Genomic DNA, 14,659 nt, shown 5'->3' on the forward strand with positions numbered 1-14,659 from the left:
TTACGCAGCCATGTTCATTGCGCCCGGCCCCGGTATCGCGCCAGGCGGGCACTTGCCCAGGATGATCATGCCGAGCACCTCGTCCTTGGTGACGTCCTCAGTCCGCGCCGTACCGACCACCTGCCCGTTTTTCATCACGCAGACCCGGTCGGCCAGCTCGAAAACGTCGTGGATGTCGTGGCTGATCAGGAAGATGCCGATGCCGTCCGCCTTGAGCTGCTTGACCAGCTCGCCCACCTGCGCCGTCTCCTGCGGCCCAAGTGCTGCCGTCGGCTCGTCCATGATCAGGATGCGCGCGTTGAACAGGATGGCGCGGGCAATCGCCACCGACTGGCGCTGACCGCCCGACAGCTTGCTGACCGGCTCCTTGAAGCGCTGGAAGCGCGGATTGAGCCGCCCCATCACCTTGCGCGCCTCGGCTTCCATGGCGACATCATCCAGCGTGCCCCAGCCGGTCCTCAGCTCGCGGCCGAGGAACAGATTGGCGGAAGCGTCGACATTGTCGGCCAAAGCCAGCGTCTGGTAGATCGTCTCGATGCCATATCTCTTGGCATCGCGCGGATTGCCGAGCGCCGCCTCCTCGCCATTGACGAGTATGCTCCCGGCATCGCGCTTGTAGGCGCCCGACAGGATCTTGATCAGCGTCGACTTGCCGGCGCCGTTGTGGCCCAGCAGGGCCACGACCTCGCCCGCATGCAGGTCGACTGAGGCGTCGTCCACGGCGCGGATGCCGCCGAAGGCGATGGAGATGTTGCGAAGCTCGACGAGCGGGGTGCGTATCTGGTCCATCGTGGCCTCCCGGTTCAATGCACGCGGCGGCGGTAGAGCGTGTCCAGCCAAACGGCCAGGACCAGCACGATGCCGACGACGATGTTCTGCAGCGGCGTGTCGACATTCAGCAGCACCATGCCAGATTGCAGCGACTGCATCAGTATCGCGCCCAGCATGGCCCCGGCGACGGTGCCCACGCCTCCTGACAGCGAGGTGCCGCCGATGACGGCCGCGGCGATGACCAAAAGCTCGTCCAGCGTGCCTTGCGCATTGGTCGCCGCATTGAGGCGCGCCGTCGAGATCGCCGCGCTGATCGCCGCCAGGAAGCCCATGATCATGAAGATCTTCATCGTCACCCAGCGGGTGTTGATGCCGGCCAGCTCCGCGGCTTCCGGATTGCCGCCGATGGCGAAGACATAGCGGCCGAAGCGCGTGCGCGTGGTGATGAAGGTCATGATGATGCCGGCGGCAATCGCCATCAGCACCGGAATGGCGATGCCATGGGCAATGAACAGCCCGCCGTCCGGAATGGTGATGTTGTTGGCCTCGGCATATTTCTTCACCGTGCCGGCCGGCCATGGATAGGAATTGGCGACCAGGACACCGGCGAGGATGAGTATGCAGGTCACGGCACCTATGAACGCCTCCGCCCAGAGGGGGCGCTGCGGAAAACGGAAGCGTCGGCGCTGGTTGCGGTTCGACATCAGCATCAGCACGACGGCGGCGCAGGCGACGAGACCCACCACCCAGCTCCAGGTCGCGCCGATCGAGCCTTCCGGCCCGCCGCCCATCAGGCGGAAGGTGGCGTCCATCGGCGCTACCGTCTGGCCGCTGGTGACCCACCAGGCCGCGCCGCGCCAGACCAGCAGGCCGCCCAGCGTGACGATGAAGGCGGGAATACCGAGATAGGCGACGAGGAAGCCGTGCAGCGCGCCGATCGTCAGGCCGACGACGAGGCCGGCTGCGAGCGCAATGATCCAGATTGACGGATCGCCGAGCGAATAGCCGGCATAGTGCGGCAGGATGAAGGCCTGGGTCACGCCCATGATCATGCCGCAGACGCCCAGGATCGAGCCGACCGACAGGTCGATGTTACGGGTGACTATCACCAGCACCATGCCCGTCGCCATGACGGCAACCGAGGACGACTGGACCGACAGGTTCCAGAGATTGCGCGCGGTCAGGAAGGTGCGGCTGTCCAGCTCGAACGGACTGACGCCCAGGCGCAGGCTCGAGATGAACTGAAAGCCGATCCAGATGACCAGCAGCGCGCCGATCATGCCCAGCATGCGCGTGTCGAGTTCCGTGGCTTTCAAAAACCGCCCGATGGCGCCGGTCTCGGACGCCCGCGCCCGGTCGGCGAATTCCTGAGCCTGCTGAGCCGGGGGCTCGCCTGTTGTCACTTGCGTCATGACATCCTCCCGCCGGCGGCCGTCAACGGTTTCCTGCCGGCATTGCACCCTAATAAAACGCCGCGGTTTTCGTCAAACCGCGGCGTCGTTCCTAACATCGGCCTCGCCCCTCGCCCGGCGGGACGGTGGCGAGCCCGACCGGGGCCGGCGTCAGTTGCAGGCCGGCGTCGATCCTGCCTTCACGCCCTGGCAGACCACGTCCTTGGAAACCCAGCCGGCGTCGATGACGAGGTGGAGGTTGTCCTTGGTGACGGCGACGGGCTTGAGGAAGACGGAGGTCATCTCGACCTTGTTGGGGCCGTCCGACCACTTCGTTGCATTCGGGATTTCGTCCATCTTCTTGCCGTCGGCGAGCTGCGAGGCGATTTCAGCCGCCGCCTTGCCGAGTTCGCGCGCATCCTTCCACACCGACACGGTCTGCGTGCCGAGCGCGATGCGGTTGAGCGCGGCATGGTCGCCGTCCTGGCCCGACACCGGCACCGAGCCGGCCAGGCCCTGTGCGTCCAGCGCTGCGATCGCGCCGCCCGCGGTGCCGTCATTGGAGGCCACGACCGCGTCGACCTTGTTGTCGTTGGCGGTCAGGAACTGCTCCATGTTCTTCTGGGCGTTGGCTGGCAGCCAGCCGTCGGTATAGGCCTCGCCGACATTCTTGACCTTGCCGGCGGCGATGGCTTCCTTCAGCACTTCCATCTGGCCGGAGAACAGGAAGTCAGCGTTCGGGTCGGCGCCATTGCCCTTGATGAAGACGTAGTTGCCTTCGGGCTTGGCCTCGAACACCGCCTTGGCCTGCAGGCGGCCAACTTCCTTGTTGTCGAAGGTCAGGTAGAAGGCGTCCTTGTTCTCGATCAGGCGGTCATAGCCGACGACCGGAATGCCCTCGGCCACGGCCTTTTCGACGGCGGGCCCGATTGCGCTGGAGTCCTGCGCCAGGATGATCAGCGCGTTGGCGCCCTGCGAGATCAGGCTTTCCACGTCGGTCAACTGCTTGGCGGCCGACGACTGCGCGTCCGCCGAAATGTACTTGTCGCCCGCGGCTTCAAGCGCGGCCTTGATGGCGGCTTCGTCGGTCTTCCAGCGCTCTTCCTGGAAATTCGACCACGAAACGCCGACGACCTTGTCCTTCGCCTCGGCGACAGCCGCCAGCGACATGGCCAGCGCAACACCCGCCAGCATGGCGGTTGCAAACTTCTTCATGATTTCCTCCCTGCACCCCCTCAGGAGCGCTATGACGTTGGCATGAGCCTCCCTGAAGCTCTTTTTTTCGAGCCTCGAAAAAAAGAATGACGCATGCCCGGAGTTCTGTCAATATGCTTCGACAGGCCGTTGACGCAGGGCCTGCAAACTGGAATGTCGGCAACGTTCAAGCCCAGAGATCGCGCCGCAGTTTCCAGAAGCGGACAGGGCCGGGAGGAAAACCGCACATGTCCGTCGCGATCCGTCACGACGATCTCAGGAAGCGCAACCGCGCCATGGTGATTGCAGCCGTGCGCCGGACCGGCCAGCCTTCGCGCACTGAAATCGCGGGCTCCACCGGCCTCAGCCATTCGACCATCTCTGCCATCTCCGCCGATCTCATCGCTGAAGGCATCCTCATTGAGATCAAGGGGGCGGAAGCCGCGACCGCCAAGCGTGGCCGCCCGCAGGTGGCGCTCGGCCTTGCCGCCGATGCGGCCGAGATCGTCACGGTGGTGCTGTCGCTGAACTATCTGTCGGTCGCCGTGGTCGACTATTCGGGCCAGCTGGTTTCGGAGGAAGAGCGCAAGATCGACACGCTGTCCATGTCGCGCGAGGAGCTGATCGGCCTTTGCGTCGCCATGGTGCGCCGCCAGCTGGAGCAACGCCACGCCGCCGGGCGAAAGGTGCTGCGCATCGGCATGGCCGTGCAGGGCATCACCGATTCCGCCTCGCGCATGCTTTTGTGGTCGCCCATCACGCCGCATGCCGACATCGAGTTCGGCGACCGCCTCGAAACGGCCACAGGCATTCCCGTCACCGTTGAGAACGACTGCAACATGATCGCGGTGGCGCTGAGATGGCGTCGGCCCGAGCGCTATCGCAACGACTTCATCGCCATCCTGCTGTCGCACGGCATCGGCATGGGCATGATGCTGAAAGGCGAGCTGTTCACCGGCACGCAATCCTCCGGCGGCGAGTTCGGCCACATGATCCACCGGCCCGACGGCGCGCTGTGCCGCTGCGGCCGGCGCGGTTGCGTCGAAGCCTATGCCGGCAACTACGCCATCTGGCGCAACGCCGGGCTAAGGAGTGAAGACGAGGCCCCGCTGGCCGACATTTCTGACGAGGAGATCCGCGACCTGGCAGACCGGGCGCGCGCATCCGACGGCCCCGAGCGCGAGGCCTTCCGCGTCGCGGGAGAGGCGATCGGTTTTGGCCTCGGCAGCCTGTTTGCGTTGATCGATCCGGCACCCGTCGCCGTGGTCGGCATCGGCGCCGCCGCCTTCGACCTCATCGAGCCGCCGCTGCGCGTGGCGATCGACCGGACCGCCGGCGGCCAGCACAACAAGGCGATTTCCTTCGACACCGAACCGAACGAAAGGCCGCTGATCCGCGAAGGCTGCACCATGCGCGCGCTGACCTTCGTCGACGAAGAACTCTTCGCGGCCGGCCTTGCGGCTGCGGACAACCCGGTTTCTCAGTCTTCCCGGATCGCGTAGCCGGAACCGCGAATGGTGCGGATGACGTCAGGCATGCGGCCGTGGTTCACGGCCTTGCGCAGGCGCCCGACATGGACGTCCACCGTGCGCTCGTCGATATAGATCGTCTCGCCCCAGACATTGTCGAGCAGTTGCGTGCGCGAGAACACGCGGCCGGGATGGCGCATCATGAATTCGAGCAGCCGGAACTCGGTGGGCCCGAGCTTGATCTCGTTCTTGCGGCGATAGACGCGGTGCGCCTCGCGGTCGAGCACGATGTCACCGACCTTCAGCACGCTGGACAGCACCTCGGGCTTGGCCCGGCGCAGCAGCGCCTTCACGCGTGCGATGAACTCGGGCGTCGAGAACGGCTTGACCAGATAGTCGTCCGCACCGGTCGACAGGCCGCGCACGCGGTCGCTTTCCTCACCGCGCGCCGTCAGCATGATGATCGGCAGGCGCTCGGTTTCGGGCCGCATGCGCAGGCGGCGGCAAAGCTCGATGCCGGAGATCGCCGGCAGCATCCAGTCGAGAACCAGAAGGTCCGGCACGTTCTCCTGAAGCCTGATTTCGGCCTCGTCGCCACGCGTGACGACCTCGACCTGATAGCCTTCGGATTCGAGATTGTAGCGGAGCAGGACGCCTAGCGGCTCCTCGTCCTCCACGACCATGACTTTTGGTGCAATCATTACCTTTTTGCCGTTCTCAGGCCGCCGGGCTCGCCAGCGAAGTTTCGTCAAGCTTCGGCCGGTTGGGCGGAAGCTGCTGTCCGGTCATCACGTAGTAGGCGTTCTCGGCGATGTTGGTGACGTGGTCGCCGATGCGCTCCAGGTTCTTTGCGCAGAACAGGAGATGCGTGCAGGCCGTGATGTTGCGGGGATCCTCCATCATGTAGGTCAGGAGCTCGCGGAAGACGGCGGTGTATTTCACGTCGATCTTCTCGTCGGCGGCGCGCAGGCCCTGCATGGCTTCCGGCTCGCGCGCGACATATTTGTCGACGACGGCGTTCAGTTGCTCGAGCACCATCGCCGACATCGTCTCGATGCTGTGGGCAAGGTTGCGCGGGGTCGAGCCCTGGCCGACGGCGCTGACGCGCTTGGCGATGTTCTTGGCAAGGTCACCGATGCGTTCGAGGTCGCCCGCCATGCGGATGGCGCCGACCACGGCGCGCAGGTCCTGCGCCATGGGCTGGCGCTTGGCAATCAGTGTGATGGCGCGGTCGTCCAGCTCGCGCTGGCGGGCATCCATCACCGTGTCGTCGGAGATCACGCGCTGGCCGAGCGCGCTGTCGGAACTGACCAACGCCTGGATCGAGGCGCTCACCATCGAGGCTGCAAGATCGCCCATGTCCCGGATGAGCCGGTCGATATGACCGAGCTCATCATCGAATGAGGTAACGGTGTGTTTGCCCATTATCTGTCCTCGTAATCGGCGTCTGCAAGAACCGGCGCGCGGCGTCAGCCGAAGCGGCCGGTGATGTAGTCCTGGGTGCGCCTGTCGTCGGGGTTGGTGAACATCTTGTCCGTTTCACCTTCCTCGACCAGGTAACCCATGTGGAACATCGCCGTGCGCTGCGAAACGCGCGCCGCCTGCTGCATGGAGTGCGTGACGATGACGATGGTGTAGTTCTGGCGCAGCTCGTCGATCAGTTCCTCGACGCGCGCGGTGGCGATCGGGTCGAGCGCCGAGCACGGCTCGTCCATCAGGATCACTTCCGGCGACACCGCGATGGCACGCGCGATGCAGAGGCGCTGTTGCTGGCCGCCCGAAAGGCCGGTGCCCGGCTCATGCAGGCGTTCCTTCACCTCGTTGAACAGGCCGGCCTTCTTCAGGCTGGTCTCGACGATCTCGTCGAGGTCGCCCTTCTTGCGGGCGAGGCCATGGATGCGCGGGCCGTAGGCAACGTTCTCGTAGATCGACTTGGGGAACGGGTTCGGCTTCTGGAACACCATGCCGACGCGGGCGCGCAGCTCAACCACGTCGATCTTGGGGTCGTAGATGTCCTCGTCGTCGAGCGTGATCTGGCCGGTCACGCGGGCGCTGTCGATGGTGTCGTTCATGCGGTTGAGGCAGCGCAGGAAGGTCGACTTGCCGCAGCCCGAGGGGCCGATCAGCGCCGTCACCTGGTTTTCGCGCACGTCGAGATCAACGTCGAACAGGGCCTGCTTCTCGCCATAGAAGACGCTGACCTTGCGTCCGCGCATCTTGATCGTTTCGTTGGGCGTACCGTTCATCTTGTCGTTCACCGCGCTTTCGAGTGCCGTTTCGGTCATGATGTTCATAATACTGATCTCCCTACCAGCGCCGCTCGAAACGCCGTCTCAACACGATCGCCGTGATGTTCATCGCCATCAGGAAGACGAGCAGGATGATGATGGCGCCCGACATGCGCTCGACGAAGGCGCGCTCGGCCTCATTGGCCCACATGTAAATCTGCACCGGCAGTGCGGTGGCCGGCTCCAGCGGCGTCGCCGGAGGATCGGCAACGAAGGCGACCATGCCAATCAGCAGCAGCGGTGCGGTCTCGCCCAGCGCGCGCGCCAGGCCGATGATCGTGCCGGTGAGGATGCCGGGGGCGGCCAGCGGCAGGATGTGCTGGAACACCATCTGCATCTTGGAGGCGCCGAGGCCCAGCGCCGCCGAGCGGATCGACGGCGGCACGGCGGCAAGGGCGGCGCGCGTTGCGATGATGATGGTGGGCAGCGTCATCAGCGTCAGCACCAGGCCGCCGACAAGTGCTGCCGAACGCGGCAGGCCGAGGAAGTTGATGAACACCGACAGGCCCAAGAGACCGAACACGATCGACGGCACGGCGGCGAGGTTGTTGATGTTGACCTCAATGAGGTCGGTTAGCCGGCTCTTCTTGGCGAACTCCTCGAGATAGATCGAGGCGGCGACGCCGATGGGCAGCGCCAGCAAGAGCACGATGACCATCATGTAGAACGAGCCGATGATGGCCACGCCCATGCCCGAGGTCTCAGGCCGGCTGGAGGCGCCGAAGGTGAACAGGCCCTTGTTGAAGTGCTTGGCGAGAGAGCCCTCGGCGGCGAGCTGCTTCATCCAGGTAACCTGCTGGTCGGACACCTTGCGGCGGCTTTCGTCGACCGACAGATCGATCTGGCCCTTGAAGGCGGAGTCGATGTTTGCGGCCACGAGGATCTCGACGTTGCGGGTCGTGCCGATGATCGAGGGATCGTCGGTCACCAGCGTGCGCAGCTGCGCGCGTGCGCCGTCGGACAGGAAGCCCTTGAGCTTGCGGGTCGCCACCTTGTCGTCCGGATTGATGCCGAGCTTGGCGATCAGCGCGTTCTCGGCCAGCTTGGGATAGTTGGCGGTGATCAGCACGTTCGGATCGGTCGCCCGCTTGTTTTCCGGGTCGATGATATTCTGGTCGAAGGTGATCGGCAGCGTCGCCGTCGTCTGCCAGAAGGCGGTGTAGCCCTTGGAGACGATGGTGGTGAGCATGACGGCGAGGAACACGAGGCCCACCGAGATCGCCAGGACGCCATAGATGCGGAAGCGGCGTTCGGCGGCGTAGCGGCGCTTCAGACCGATGTCGCGCCGCGGGCGGGCGACAGTTCCGTTGGCAATGCCATTCAAAGGGATGTCGGTCATTCGTACTGTTCCCGATACTTGCGCACGATGTAGAGCGCGAAGATGTTCATCACCAAGGTGAGCGCAAACAGGGTGATGCCCAGCGCGAAGGCGACCAGCGTCTGCGGCGAGTTGAACTCGAGGTCGCCGGTCAGCTGGTTGACGATCTTGACGGTGATGGTGGTCATCGCCTCGAACGGGTTGAGCGTCAGGTTGGCGGCGACGCCCGCGGCCAGCACCACGATCATTGTCTCGCCGATGGCGCGCGACGCGGTGAGCAGGATGGCGCCGACGATGCCCGGCAGCGCGGCGGGCAGGATGACCCGCTTGATGGTTTCCGAGCGCGTTGCGCCCAGGCCCAGCGAGCCGTCGCGCATGGCGCGCGGCACGGCGGTGATGATGTCGTCGGAGAGCGACGAGACCACCGGGATCAGCATCACGCCCATCACCAGGCCCGCGGTGAACACACTCTGCGCCTGGATGAAGCCGGTGCCGCCGGCAAGGGCAGCACTCAGGTCGCGCAGGAAGGGCCCGAGCGTCACCAGCGCGAAGATACCGTAGACGATGGTCGGGATGCCGGCGAGCAGCTCGAGAGCCGGCTTCACCACCGCGCGCACCCTCGGCGAGGCATATTCGGCCATGTAGACGGCCGACATCAGACCGACCGGCACGGCCACCAGCATGGCGACGAGGGCGATGTAGAGCGTGCCGGCAAGCAGCGGGATGAGGCCGAACTGGCCTTCGGAGCCGCCCGAGCCGGCGGCGGCGAAGCGCGGATCCCACACGGTACCGAAGAAGAAGTTGGTGAGCGGCACGCGCTCGAAGAAATTGATGGTCTGGAACAGCAGCGACAGGATGATGCCGACGGTGGTCAGGATGGCGATGGTCGAGGCGCCAAGCAGTCCCCACAGCACCAGCTTCTCGACATTGTTGCGCGCACGCGCCCTGAGCTGGACATGCGAGACGCCAAGCGTCGCGCCGGCAATCGAGACCGCCAGGATCAGGATCGCGCCGATGAGGCTCAGCCTGTCCTGCATGCGGTTGGCGTCCACCGCGATCGGGATCATGTAGTTCTGCGTGTCCGGCGCCAGCGCCACGCCGCGCGCGGCAAGCTGCGGCTGAAGCTCGGCAAAGCTGGCCGGCGGGTTGGCAGCGGTCTGCGGGTCGAGCCGGTGCAGGCCGTTGGCAAGGCTCCTGGTCAGGCTCGCGGCAAGCTTCTCACTGGCGATCGGGCTGTCGGCAGTCTGCTCCGGCAGCTGCGACCTGATGTGCTCCTGCAGATAGACGCTGGAGCCCACGCTCCAGACGATCAGTAACAGCAGGGCCGGCAAGGTGGCGAGCAGGAAGGCCCACCAGCCGTGATAATGGGCGCGGGAGTGCGGCTTGATCTTGCCGTCGTCCTGCGCGACTGCGCGCTGGCGACCCACGAAGTAGGCGACCGCGCCGATGGCGAGTACAGCTGCGAAGACGAGCATCAAGGACATGGGCTGCTCCCGGCTAAAAGGCAAAACTTCGGGGCACGCAGAATCGCGCGCCCCGAAGCCGTAAGCATCATTACATGGTCTTCCCGGCGTCGAAAGCGTCGCGCTGTTCCTTGCGCTCGGCTTCCGGAGCGGCAACCAGGCCGTACTCAGCCAGCGGGCTGTCCGGACCGATCATCTGGTCGTTCAGGAAGAAGTCGACATATTCCTTCAGGCCCGGGACGACGCCGAGGTGAGCCTTCTTGACGTAGAAGAACAGCGGACGCGAAACCGGATACTCGCCCTTGGCGATGGTCTCGGTCGACGGCTTGATGCCGCCAACGGTGGCGACCTTCAGCTTGTCGGCGTTGTTTTCGTAGAAGGCGAGGCCGAACACGCCAACGCCGGTCTTGTTGGCATCGATGCGAGCCAGCGTCTCGGTGTAGTCGCCGTCGATGTCGATGGCCTTGCCGTCCTTGCGGATGGCGATGCAGGTCTTGGCGGCTTCCTTTTCATCCTGGCCGGCGGCCTTGATGGCGTCGAGCGCACCGGTCGACTTGCAGCCGGCGTCGAGGAGCTTGGTCTCGAAGACTTCACGGGTGCCGTGCTTCTCGCCCGGGATGTAGGCGGAGATGTCCCAGTCGGGCAGCTTCGGGTTGACCTGGTTCCACTTGGTGTTCGGGTTGGCGACGAGCTTGCCGTCGACGACGATCTGAGCGGCCAGGGCCTTGTAGACGTCGGCCGGGGTCAGCGCCCAATCCGGACCGTTGATGTCGGTGGCGAAGACGATGCCGTCATAGCCGATGCGGACTTCCTGGATTTCCTTCACGCCGGCGTCGGCGCAGGACTTGACCTCGTCGTCCTTGATCTTGCGCGAGGAGTTGGCGATGTCGATGGTGTTCTCGCCCACGCCCTTGCAGAATTCCTTGATGCCAGCGCCCGAACCGCCCGACTCGACAACCGGGGTCTTGAAGTTGGTGAAGGTCTCACCGAAATTCTCGGCAACGATCTTGGCATAGGGCAGCACGGTGGACGAACCGGCGACCTGGATCTGGTCGCGGGCAGCGGCGTAGCCAACGGACGCGGTAAGCGCGATCGCTGCGGCCGACGCCGTGAGGAAAAATCTGGTCATGAACCTGGCTCCTGTCGGAAATGGTCTTGCAACGCTTTCTCGCGTCGGGAGGGGACTTACCGCCGGTTTGTAACAGTCACATGACAGTTTGATGTCACGCCGGTAACGGCTTTCGACATCAAAATCGGCTTGGCCCCGAGACGCTCCGACTTGAGCGGAAGAATCAATCATTTAGCCGAACAGGTGCACACTCGCAGGTTGTTTTCCCGGCCAGATTCTTTTTTTCACAGGCTCGTGTTCGCCTACGGCGAGGCCGCCGATGGGCGGGCTCGCAAGTGCGGTTTTTGACAGTTATTTTCTCGCTTGAACGCGGCTAATGGACAACGCCAATGCCCGGCTCAACCGGCGGCGCGTTCTTCCTCGTCCTGCGTCATCCAGCGCTCGAGCTTTTCGAGCAGCGCCCTGGGGCTGATCGGCTTGGAGAGATAGTCGTCCATACCCGCCTCCAGGCAGCGTTCGCGATCGCCCTTCAGGGCATGCGCGGTGACGCCGACGATCGGCACATGGCCACCGGAGGAAGTCTCCAGCTCGCGGATCGCACCCGTTGCCTCGAGCCCGTTCATCTCGGGCATCGAGACGTCCATGAGGATCATGCGCGGGTTCATCTCGCGGTAAGCGGCAATTGCCTTGCGGCCGTTGCTGACGATCTCGAAAGTGTAGGCCGTCTCGCCCAGGATCTGGGTGAAGACGAGCTGATTGACCTCGTTGTCCTCGGCGACAAGGATATCGACCGCATGGCCCTCGGCCCGCATTGCCGGGCGGCGAGGTCGTGCGGGCGCAGGCTGCGGGGACGGCCTGGCGGCGGCCGGCGCGACCGGCTTTGCCAAAATCTGTTCCGGCGCGGTCGCCGCGCGTTTGCGCTGGATGGTGGTGACGAGCGACTCGAGCAGCGTCGAGGAGCGCGCCGGCTTGATGAGCTGCGCCTCGATGGAAAGATCGCGGTGGCTGATCTGGACCAGCGACTGGTCGACCGAGGTCAGCATCACAATCGGGGTTGTGGCGATCGGCGGCGTGGCACGCACGATGCGCGCCATCTCCGCCCCGGTCATGCCGGGCATCTGGAAGTCGAGCACGATGCAGTCGACCGCGACCCCGAGCGACGCGGCAGCATGCAGCACCTTCAGGCCTTCGGGCCCGCTCTCAGCGGCGCAGGCGTCAAAGCCCCACGAGGCCATCTGCTCCAAAAGGATCGCGCGGTTCACCGCATTGTCGTCGACGATGAGGACACGCGCGCCGGTCACGTCGATCGGCGTGGTGCGGCGGCCCTCCGGCTTGCCCGCATTGGGCAGGGAAAGCGTGAACCAGAATGTCGAGCCCTTGCCCTCGGTGCTTTCCACGCCGATCTTGCCGCCCATCAGGTCGACGAGCCGCGAGGTGATGGCAAGGCCGAGCCCGGTGCCCTCATGCCGGCGCGTGGACGAGGCGTCCACCTGGCTGAACTTGTCGAAGACAAGATCGAGCTTGTCGACGGGTATGCCGATACCGGTATCGGTGACGGCGATGCGCAGCTGGGCGACGCCTTCGAGCGTCTCCCCCGTCACATCGACCAGCACATGGCCGGCGTCGGTGAATTTCACCGCATTGCCGACCAGATTGGTGATGATCTGCCGAATGCGCCCGACATCGCCAATGAAGAGATCGTGCAGGCCCGGCGCGACGTGAACAATGAGCTCAAGGTCTTTTTCCTTGGCGCGCGTCGAGACGAGTGTGGCAACGTCCTCGATCGCCTCGGCCAGGTTGAACGGCGCGGGGTCGAGCACCAGCTGCCCGGCATCGATCTTCGAAAAGTCGAGGATGTCGTTGATGATCGTCAGCAGCGCATTGCCCGACTTGACTATGATGTCGGTGAAGGTGCGCTGCTTGGGATCGAGGTCCGACTTTGCCAGCAACTCGGCCATGCCGAGCACGCCGTTCATCGGCGTACGGATCTCATGGCTCATATTGGCCAGGAATTCCGACTTGGCGCGGTCGGCGATCACGGCGCGCCGCTGCGCTTCCTGCAATTCCGTTTCGCGCTGCTTGAGTTCGGTGATGTCGGTGCTGGAGCCGATCAGATGCACCGAGCCGTCGCCGGAAATGAGCCGGCTCTTCTTGGCGATGAGATGGCGGACGGTGCCGTCGGGATGCGTCAGCGTTTCCTGGAACTCGTTGAGCTGGCCGCTCCGCAGAACCTCCCGGTCGCGCTCGGCAAAACCCTGTCCCTCGTCGCCAAAGAAATCGCGATCGGTGCGGCCGAGGGCCTCTTCCTTGGTCTTGCCGCCGAAGCTGCACCACATCTTGTTGACGAATTCGAAGGCGAGATCGGCATTCTTGACGTAGGCCGACACCGGCAGCTCATCGAGCACGTGACGATAGAGCTCGATCTGGTCCATGCTGTCGCGCAGCGCCTTTTCGCGCGTCTTCAGCTCGGTGATGTCGACGCGCACGCCGATATAGGTGCCATCCTCGGCGCGGGTGTCGAAGGCCTTGAGCCAGCGGCAGTCGGGATTGAGACGCTCGGAAACGACGTGCCTGGCGTAATAGCGCTCCAGATAGCCCGTTACCCAGGCTGCGGCATCGGTATCGTAGAGAGCGTCCAGCGCCGCATCGCCAGTGTCGCGGAAATAGCCGACCTGATGCGCGAGCTCGATGGCAAAGCGCAGCGGCCTGCCGGGAACCCAGGCCTCCTTCATCAAGGGCAGGCCGTCCTGCAACATGCGGTTGGCAAGGACAAAGCGGTCTTCGCGGTCGTAGATGATGACGCCTGCCGGCAGCGACTCCAGCACATTGGCCAGCCGCCGCCGCGCTTCCTCGGCCTCGTTCTCGCGCGTCTTGATCTCGGTCACGTCGAACAGGAAGCCGGCTATATAGTTCTGCTTGCCGTCAGGGCTGATGCGCGTCTTGCGCACGATGCGCGTCCGCGTCCTGCCCTTGTGGGCAAAGCTCTGCTCGATCTCGAAACTCTCGCCGGTCGCCAGCACCTGCCGCTCGGTCCCCTCGAAGCGCTTGGCGTCGGCGGTGTCGACGAATTCGCGGTAGCTCCGGCCCAGCATGTCCTGGGGCTGGCAGCGGAACAGCGAGGAAAAGGCCTCGTTGACGAAGACGAAGCGCAGCTCCGAATCCTTGACGAAGATCGGGTCCTTGATGCCGTTGATGACCACTTCGGCAAGGTGCGCCTTGTTCAGCGCCTCCCCAAGCCGCGTCTCACGGTCCTTCATCGGGCTGATGTCGTAGTAGCTGACGAGCCGCTTGCCGCCCGAAAGTGCGGTCACCGAATAGATCAGCGTGCGGCCGTCGGCGCGCTTGAACTCGCGCGGCGCCACATCGCCGGCCCGGATCTCGGCCAGCCGGTGGGCGGCGTAGCCCTCCCACTCTCCGTCGGCGACCGTATAGACGCCGTCGTAGCGGCTGATCTCCAGCAGCGCCAGAAACGGCGAGCCGGCGCCGACATCCTTCGGCGACACGTTCCAGATCCGGTAGAATTCCTTGTTGACGATCTCGGCCCGCAGGTCGGCATCCAGCAGCACGACGCCCATGTTCATGGCGTCGAGCACACGTGCCAGATCCGACTGCGCTCCCCCAAGCGCGGGCGATCCTTCGACGCCTGCCATATCCATCATGTGTCCCCCACCCCGCCAAGTCGCGGCCGAACCACCA

The 14,659-nt window shown here is 64.6% G+C and carries 11 protein-coding genes; 1 reads left to right on the forward strand and 10 read right to left on the reverse strand.

Going from position 1 to position 14,659, the window contains the following annotated elements; all coding sequences use genetic code 11:
- The 3 genes from M2281_RS23770 to xylF form a co-directional block, all read right to left on the reverse strand.
- On the reverse strand, window positions 1–789 hold the full coding sequence (locus tag M2281_RS23770) for an ATP-binding cassette domain-containing protein (protein WP_280823678.1): 789 nt from the start codon (window positions 787–789) through the stop codon (window positions 1–3).
- A gap of 14 nt (window positions 790–803) precedes the next feature.
- Window positions 804–2,183 (reverse strand): sugar ABC transporter permease, encoded by a 1,380-nt coding sequence (locus tag M2281_RS23775; RefSeq protein ID WP_280823679.1) that lies wholly within the window; start codon window positions 2,181–2,183, stop codon window positions 804–806.
- Window positions 2,184–2,333: 150 nt separating this feature from the next.
- Window positions 2,334–3,377, reverse strand: a complete 1,044-nt coding sequence (gene xylF, locus M2281_RS23780) for a D-xylose ABC transporter substrate-binding protein (protein ID WP_280823680.1) — start codon at window positions 3,375–3,377, stop codon at window positions 2,334–2,336.
- A 227-nt stretch (window positions 3,378–3,604) separates the two neighbouring features.
- On the opposite strand from xylF, the gene M2281_RS23785 reads away from it, so the two are divergent.
- Window positions 3,605–4,858, forward strand: a complete 1,254-nt coding sequence (locus M2281_RS23785; protein ID WP_280823681.1) for an ROK family protein — start codon at window positions 3,605–3,607, stop codon at window positions 4,856–4,858.
- Here M2281_RS23785 and phoB read toward each other — a convergent pair.
- The 7 genes from phoB to M2281_RS23820 all read right to left on the reverse strand — a co-directional run bounded on the left by phoB (window position 4,837) and on the right by M2281_RS23820 (window position 14,619).
- Window positions 4,837–5,526, reverse strand: a complete 690-nt coding sequence (gene phoB, locus M2281_RS23790) for a phosphate regulon transcriptional regulator PhoB (RefSeq protein WP_280823682.1) — start codon at window positions 5,524–5,526, stop codon at window positions 4,837–4,839. The two genes, M2281_RS23785 and phoB, sit on opposite strands and share 22 nt — an antisense overlap.
- A 16-nt stretch (window positions 5,527–5,542) precedes the next feature.
- Window positions 5,543–6,250 carry a phosphate signaling complex protein PhoU gene (gene phoU, locus M2281_RS23795; RefSeq protein WP_280823683.1) on the reverse strand — a complete coding sequence of 236 codons (708 nt, stop codon included), beginning with the start codon at window positions 6,248–6,250 and terminating at the stop codon, window positions 5,543–5,545.
- A gap of 44 nt (window positions 6,251–6,294) precedes the next feature.
- Window positions 6,295–7,119 (reverse strand): phosphate ABC transporter ATP-binding protein PstB, encoded by an 825-nt coding sequence (gene pstB / locus M2281_RS23800; protein WP_280823684.1) that lies wholly within the window; start codon window positions 7,117–7,119, stop codon window positions 6,295–6,297.
- A 13-nt stretch (window positions 7,120–7,132) separates the two neighbouring features.
- Window positions 7,133–8,452, reverse strand: coding sequence for a phosphate ABC transporter permease PstA (pstA, locus tag M2281_RS23805; RefSeq protein ID WP_280823685.1), 1,320 nt, complete (start codon window positions 8,450–8,452; stop codon window positions 7,133–7,135).
- Window positions 8,449–9,915, reverse strand: coding sequence for a phosphate ABC transporter permease subunit PstC (pstC, locus tag M2281_RS23810; protein WP_280823686.1), 1,467 nt, complete (start codon window positions 9,913–9,915; stop codon window positions 8,449–8,451). The genes pstA and pstC overlap by 4 nt, the downstream gene beginning before the upstream one ends.
- A 70-nt stretch (window positions 9,916–9,985) precedes the next feature.
- On the reverse strand, window positions 9,986–11,023 hold the full coding sequence (locus M2281_RS23815) for a PstS family phosphate ABC transporter substrate-binding protein (RefSeq protein ID WP_280823687.1): 1,038 nt from the start codon (window positions 11,021–11,023) through the stop codon (window positions 9,986–9,988).
- A gap of 338 nt (window positions 11,024–11,361) precedes the next feature.
- On the reverse strand, window positions 11,362–14,619 hold the full coding sequence (locus tag M2281_RS23820) for a PAS domain-containing hybrid sensor histidine kinase/response regulator (protein ID WP_280823805.1): 3,258 nt from the start codon (window positions 14,617–14,619) through the stop codon (window positions 11,362–11,364).
- Between the last annotated feature and the right edge of the window lie 40 nt (window positions 14,620–14,659).

This window comes from Pseudaminobacter soli (ex Li et al. 2025), assembly GCF_029892515.1.
Taxonomy (GTDB): domain Bacteria; phylum Pseudomonadota; class Alphaproteobacteria; order Rhizobiales; family Rhizobiaceae; genus Pseudaminobacter; species Pseudaminobacter soli_A.

Coding starts and splice junctions, on each gene's coding strand:
- M2281_RS23770 (WP_280823678.1), bottom strand. CDS start 789: ATGGACCAGATACGCACCCCGCTCGTCGAGCTTCGCAACATCTCCATC.
- M2281_RS23775 (WP_280823679.1), bottom strand. CDS start 2,183: ATGACGCAAGTGACAACAGGCGAGCCCCCGGCTCAGCAGGCTCAGGAA.
- xylF (WP_280823680.1), bottom strand. CDS start 3,377: ATGAAGAAGTTTGCAACCGCCATGCTGGCGGGTGTTGCGCTGGCCATG.
- M2281_RS23785 (WP_280823681.1), top strand. CDS start 3,605: ATGTCCGTCGCGATCCGTCACGACGATCTCAGGAAGCGCAACCGCGCC.
- phoB (WP_280823682.1), bottom strand. CDS start 5,526: ATGATTGCACCAAAAGTCATGGTCGTGGAGGACGAGGAGCCGCTAGGC.
- phoU (WP_280823683.1), bottom strand. CDS start 6,250: ATGGGCAAACACACCGTTACCTCATTCGATGATGAGCTCGGTCATATC.
- pstB (WP_280823684.1), bottom strand. CDS start 7,119: ATGAACATCATGACCGAAACGGCACTCGAAAGCGCGGTGAACGACAAG.
- pstA (WP_280823685.1), bottom strand. CDS start 8,452: ATGACCGACATCCCTTTGAATGGCATTGCCAACGGAACTGTCGCCCGC.
- pstC (WP_280823686.1), bottom strand. CDS start 9,915: ATGTCCTTGATGCTCGTCTTCGCAGCTGTACTCGCCATCGGCGCGGTC.
- M2281_RS23815 (WP_280823687.1), bottom strand. CDS start 11,023: ATGACCAGATTTTTCCTCACGGCGTCGGCCGCAGCGATCGCGCTTACC.
- M2281_RS23820 (WP_280823805.1), bottom strand. CDS start 14,619: ATGGATATGGCAGGCGTCGAAGGATCGCCCGCGCTTGGGGGAGCGCAG.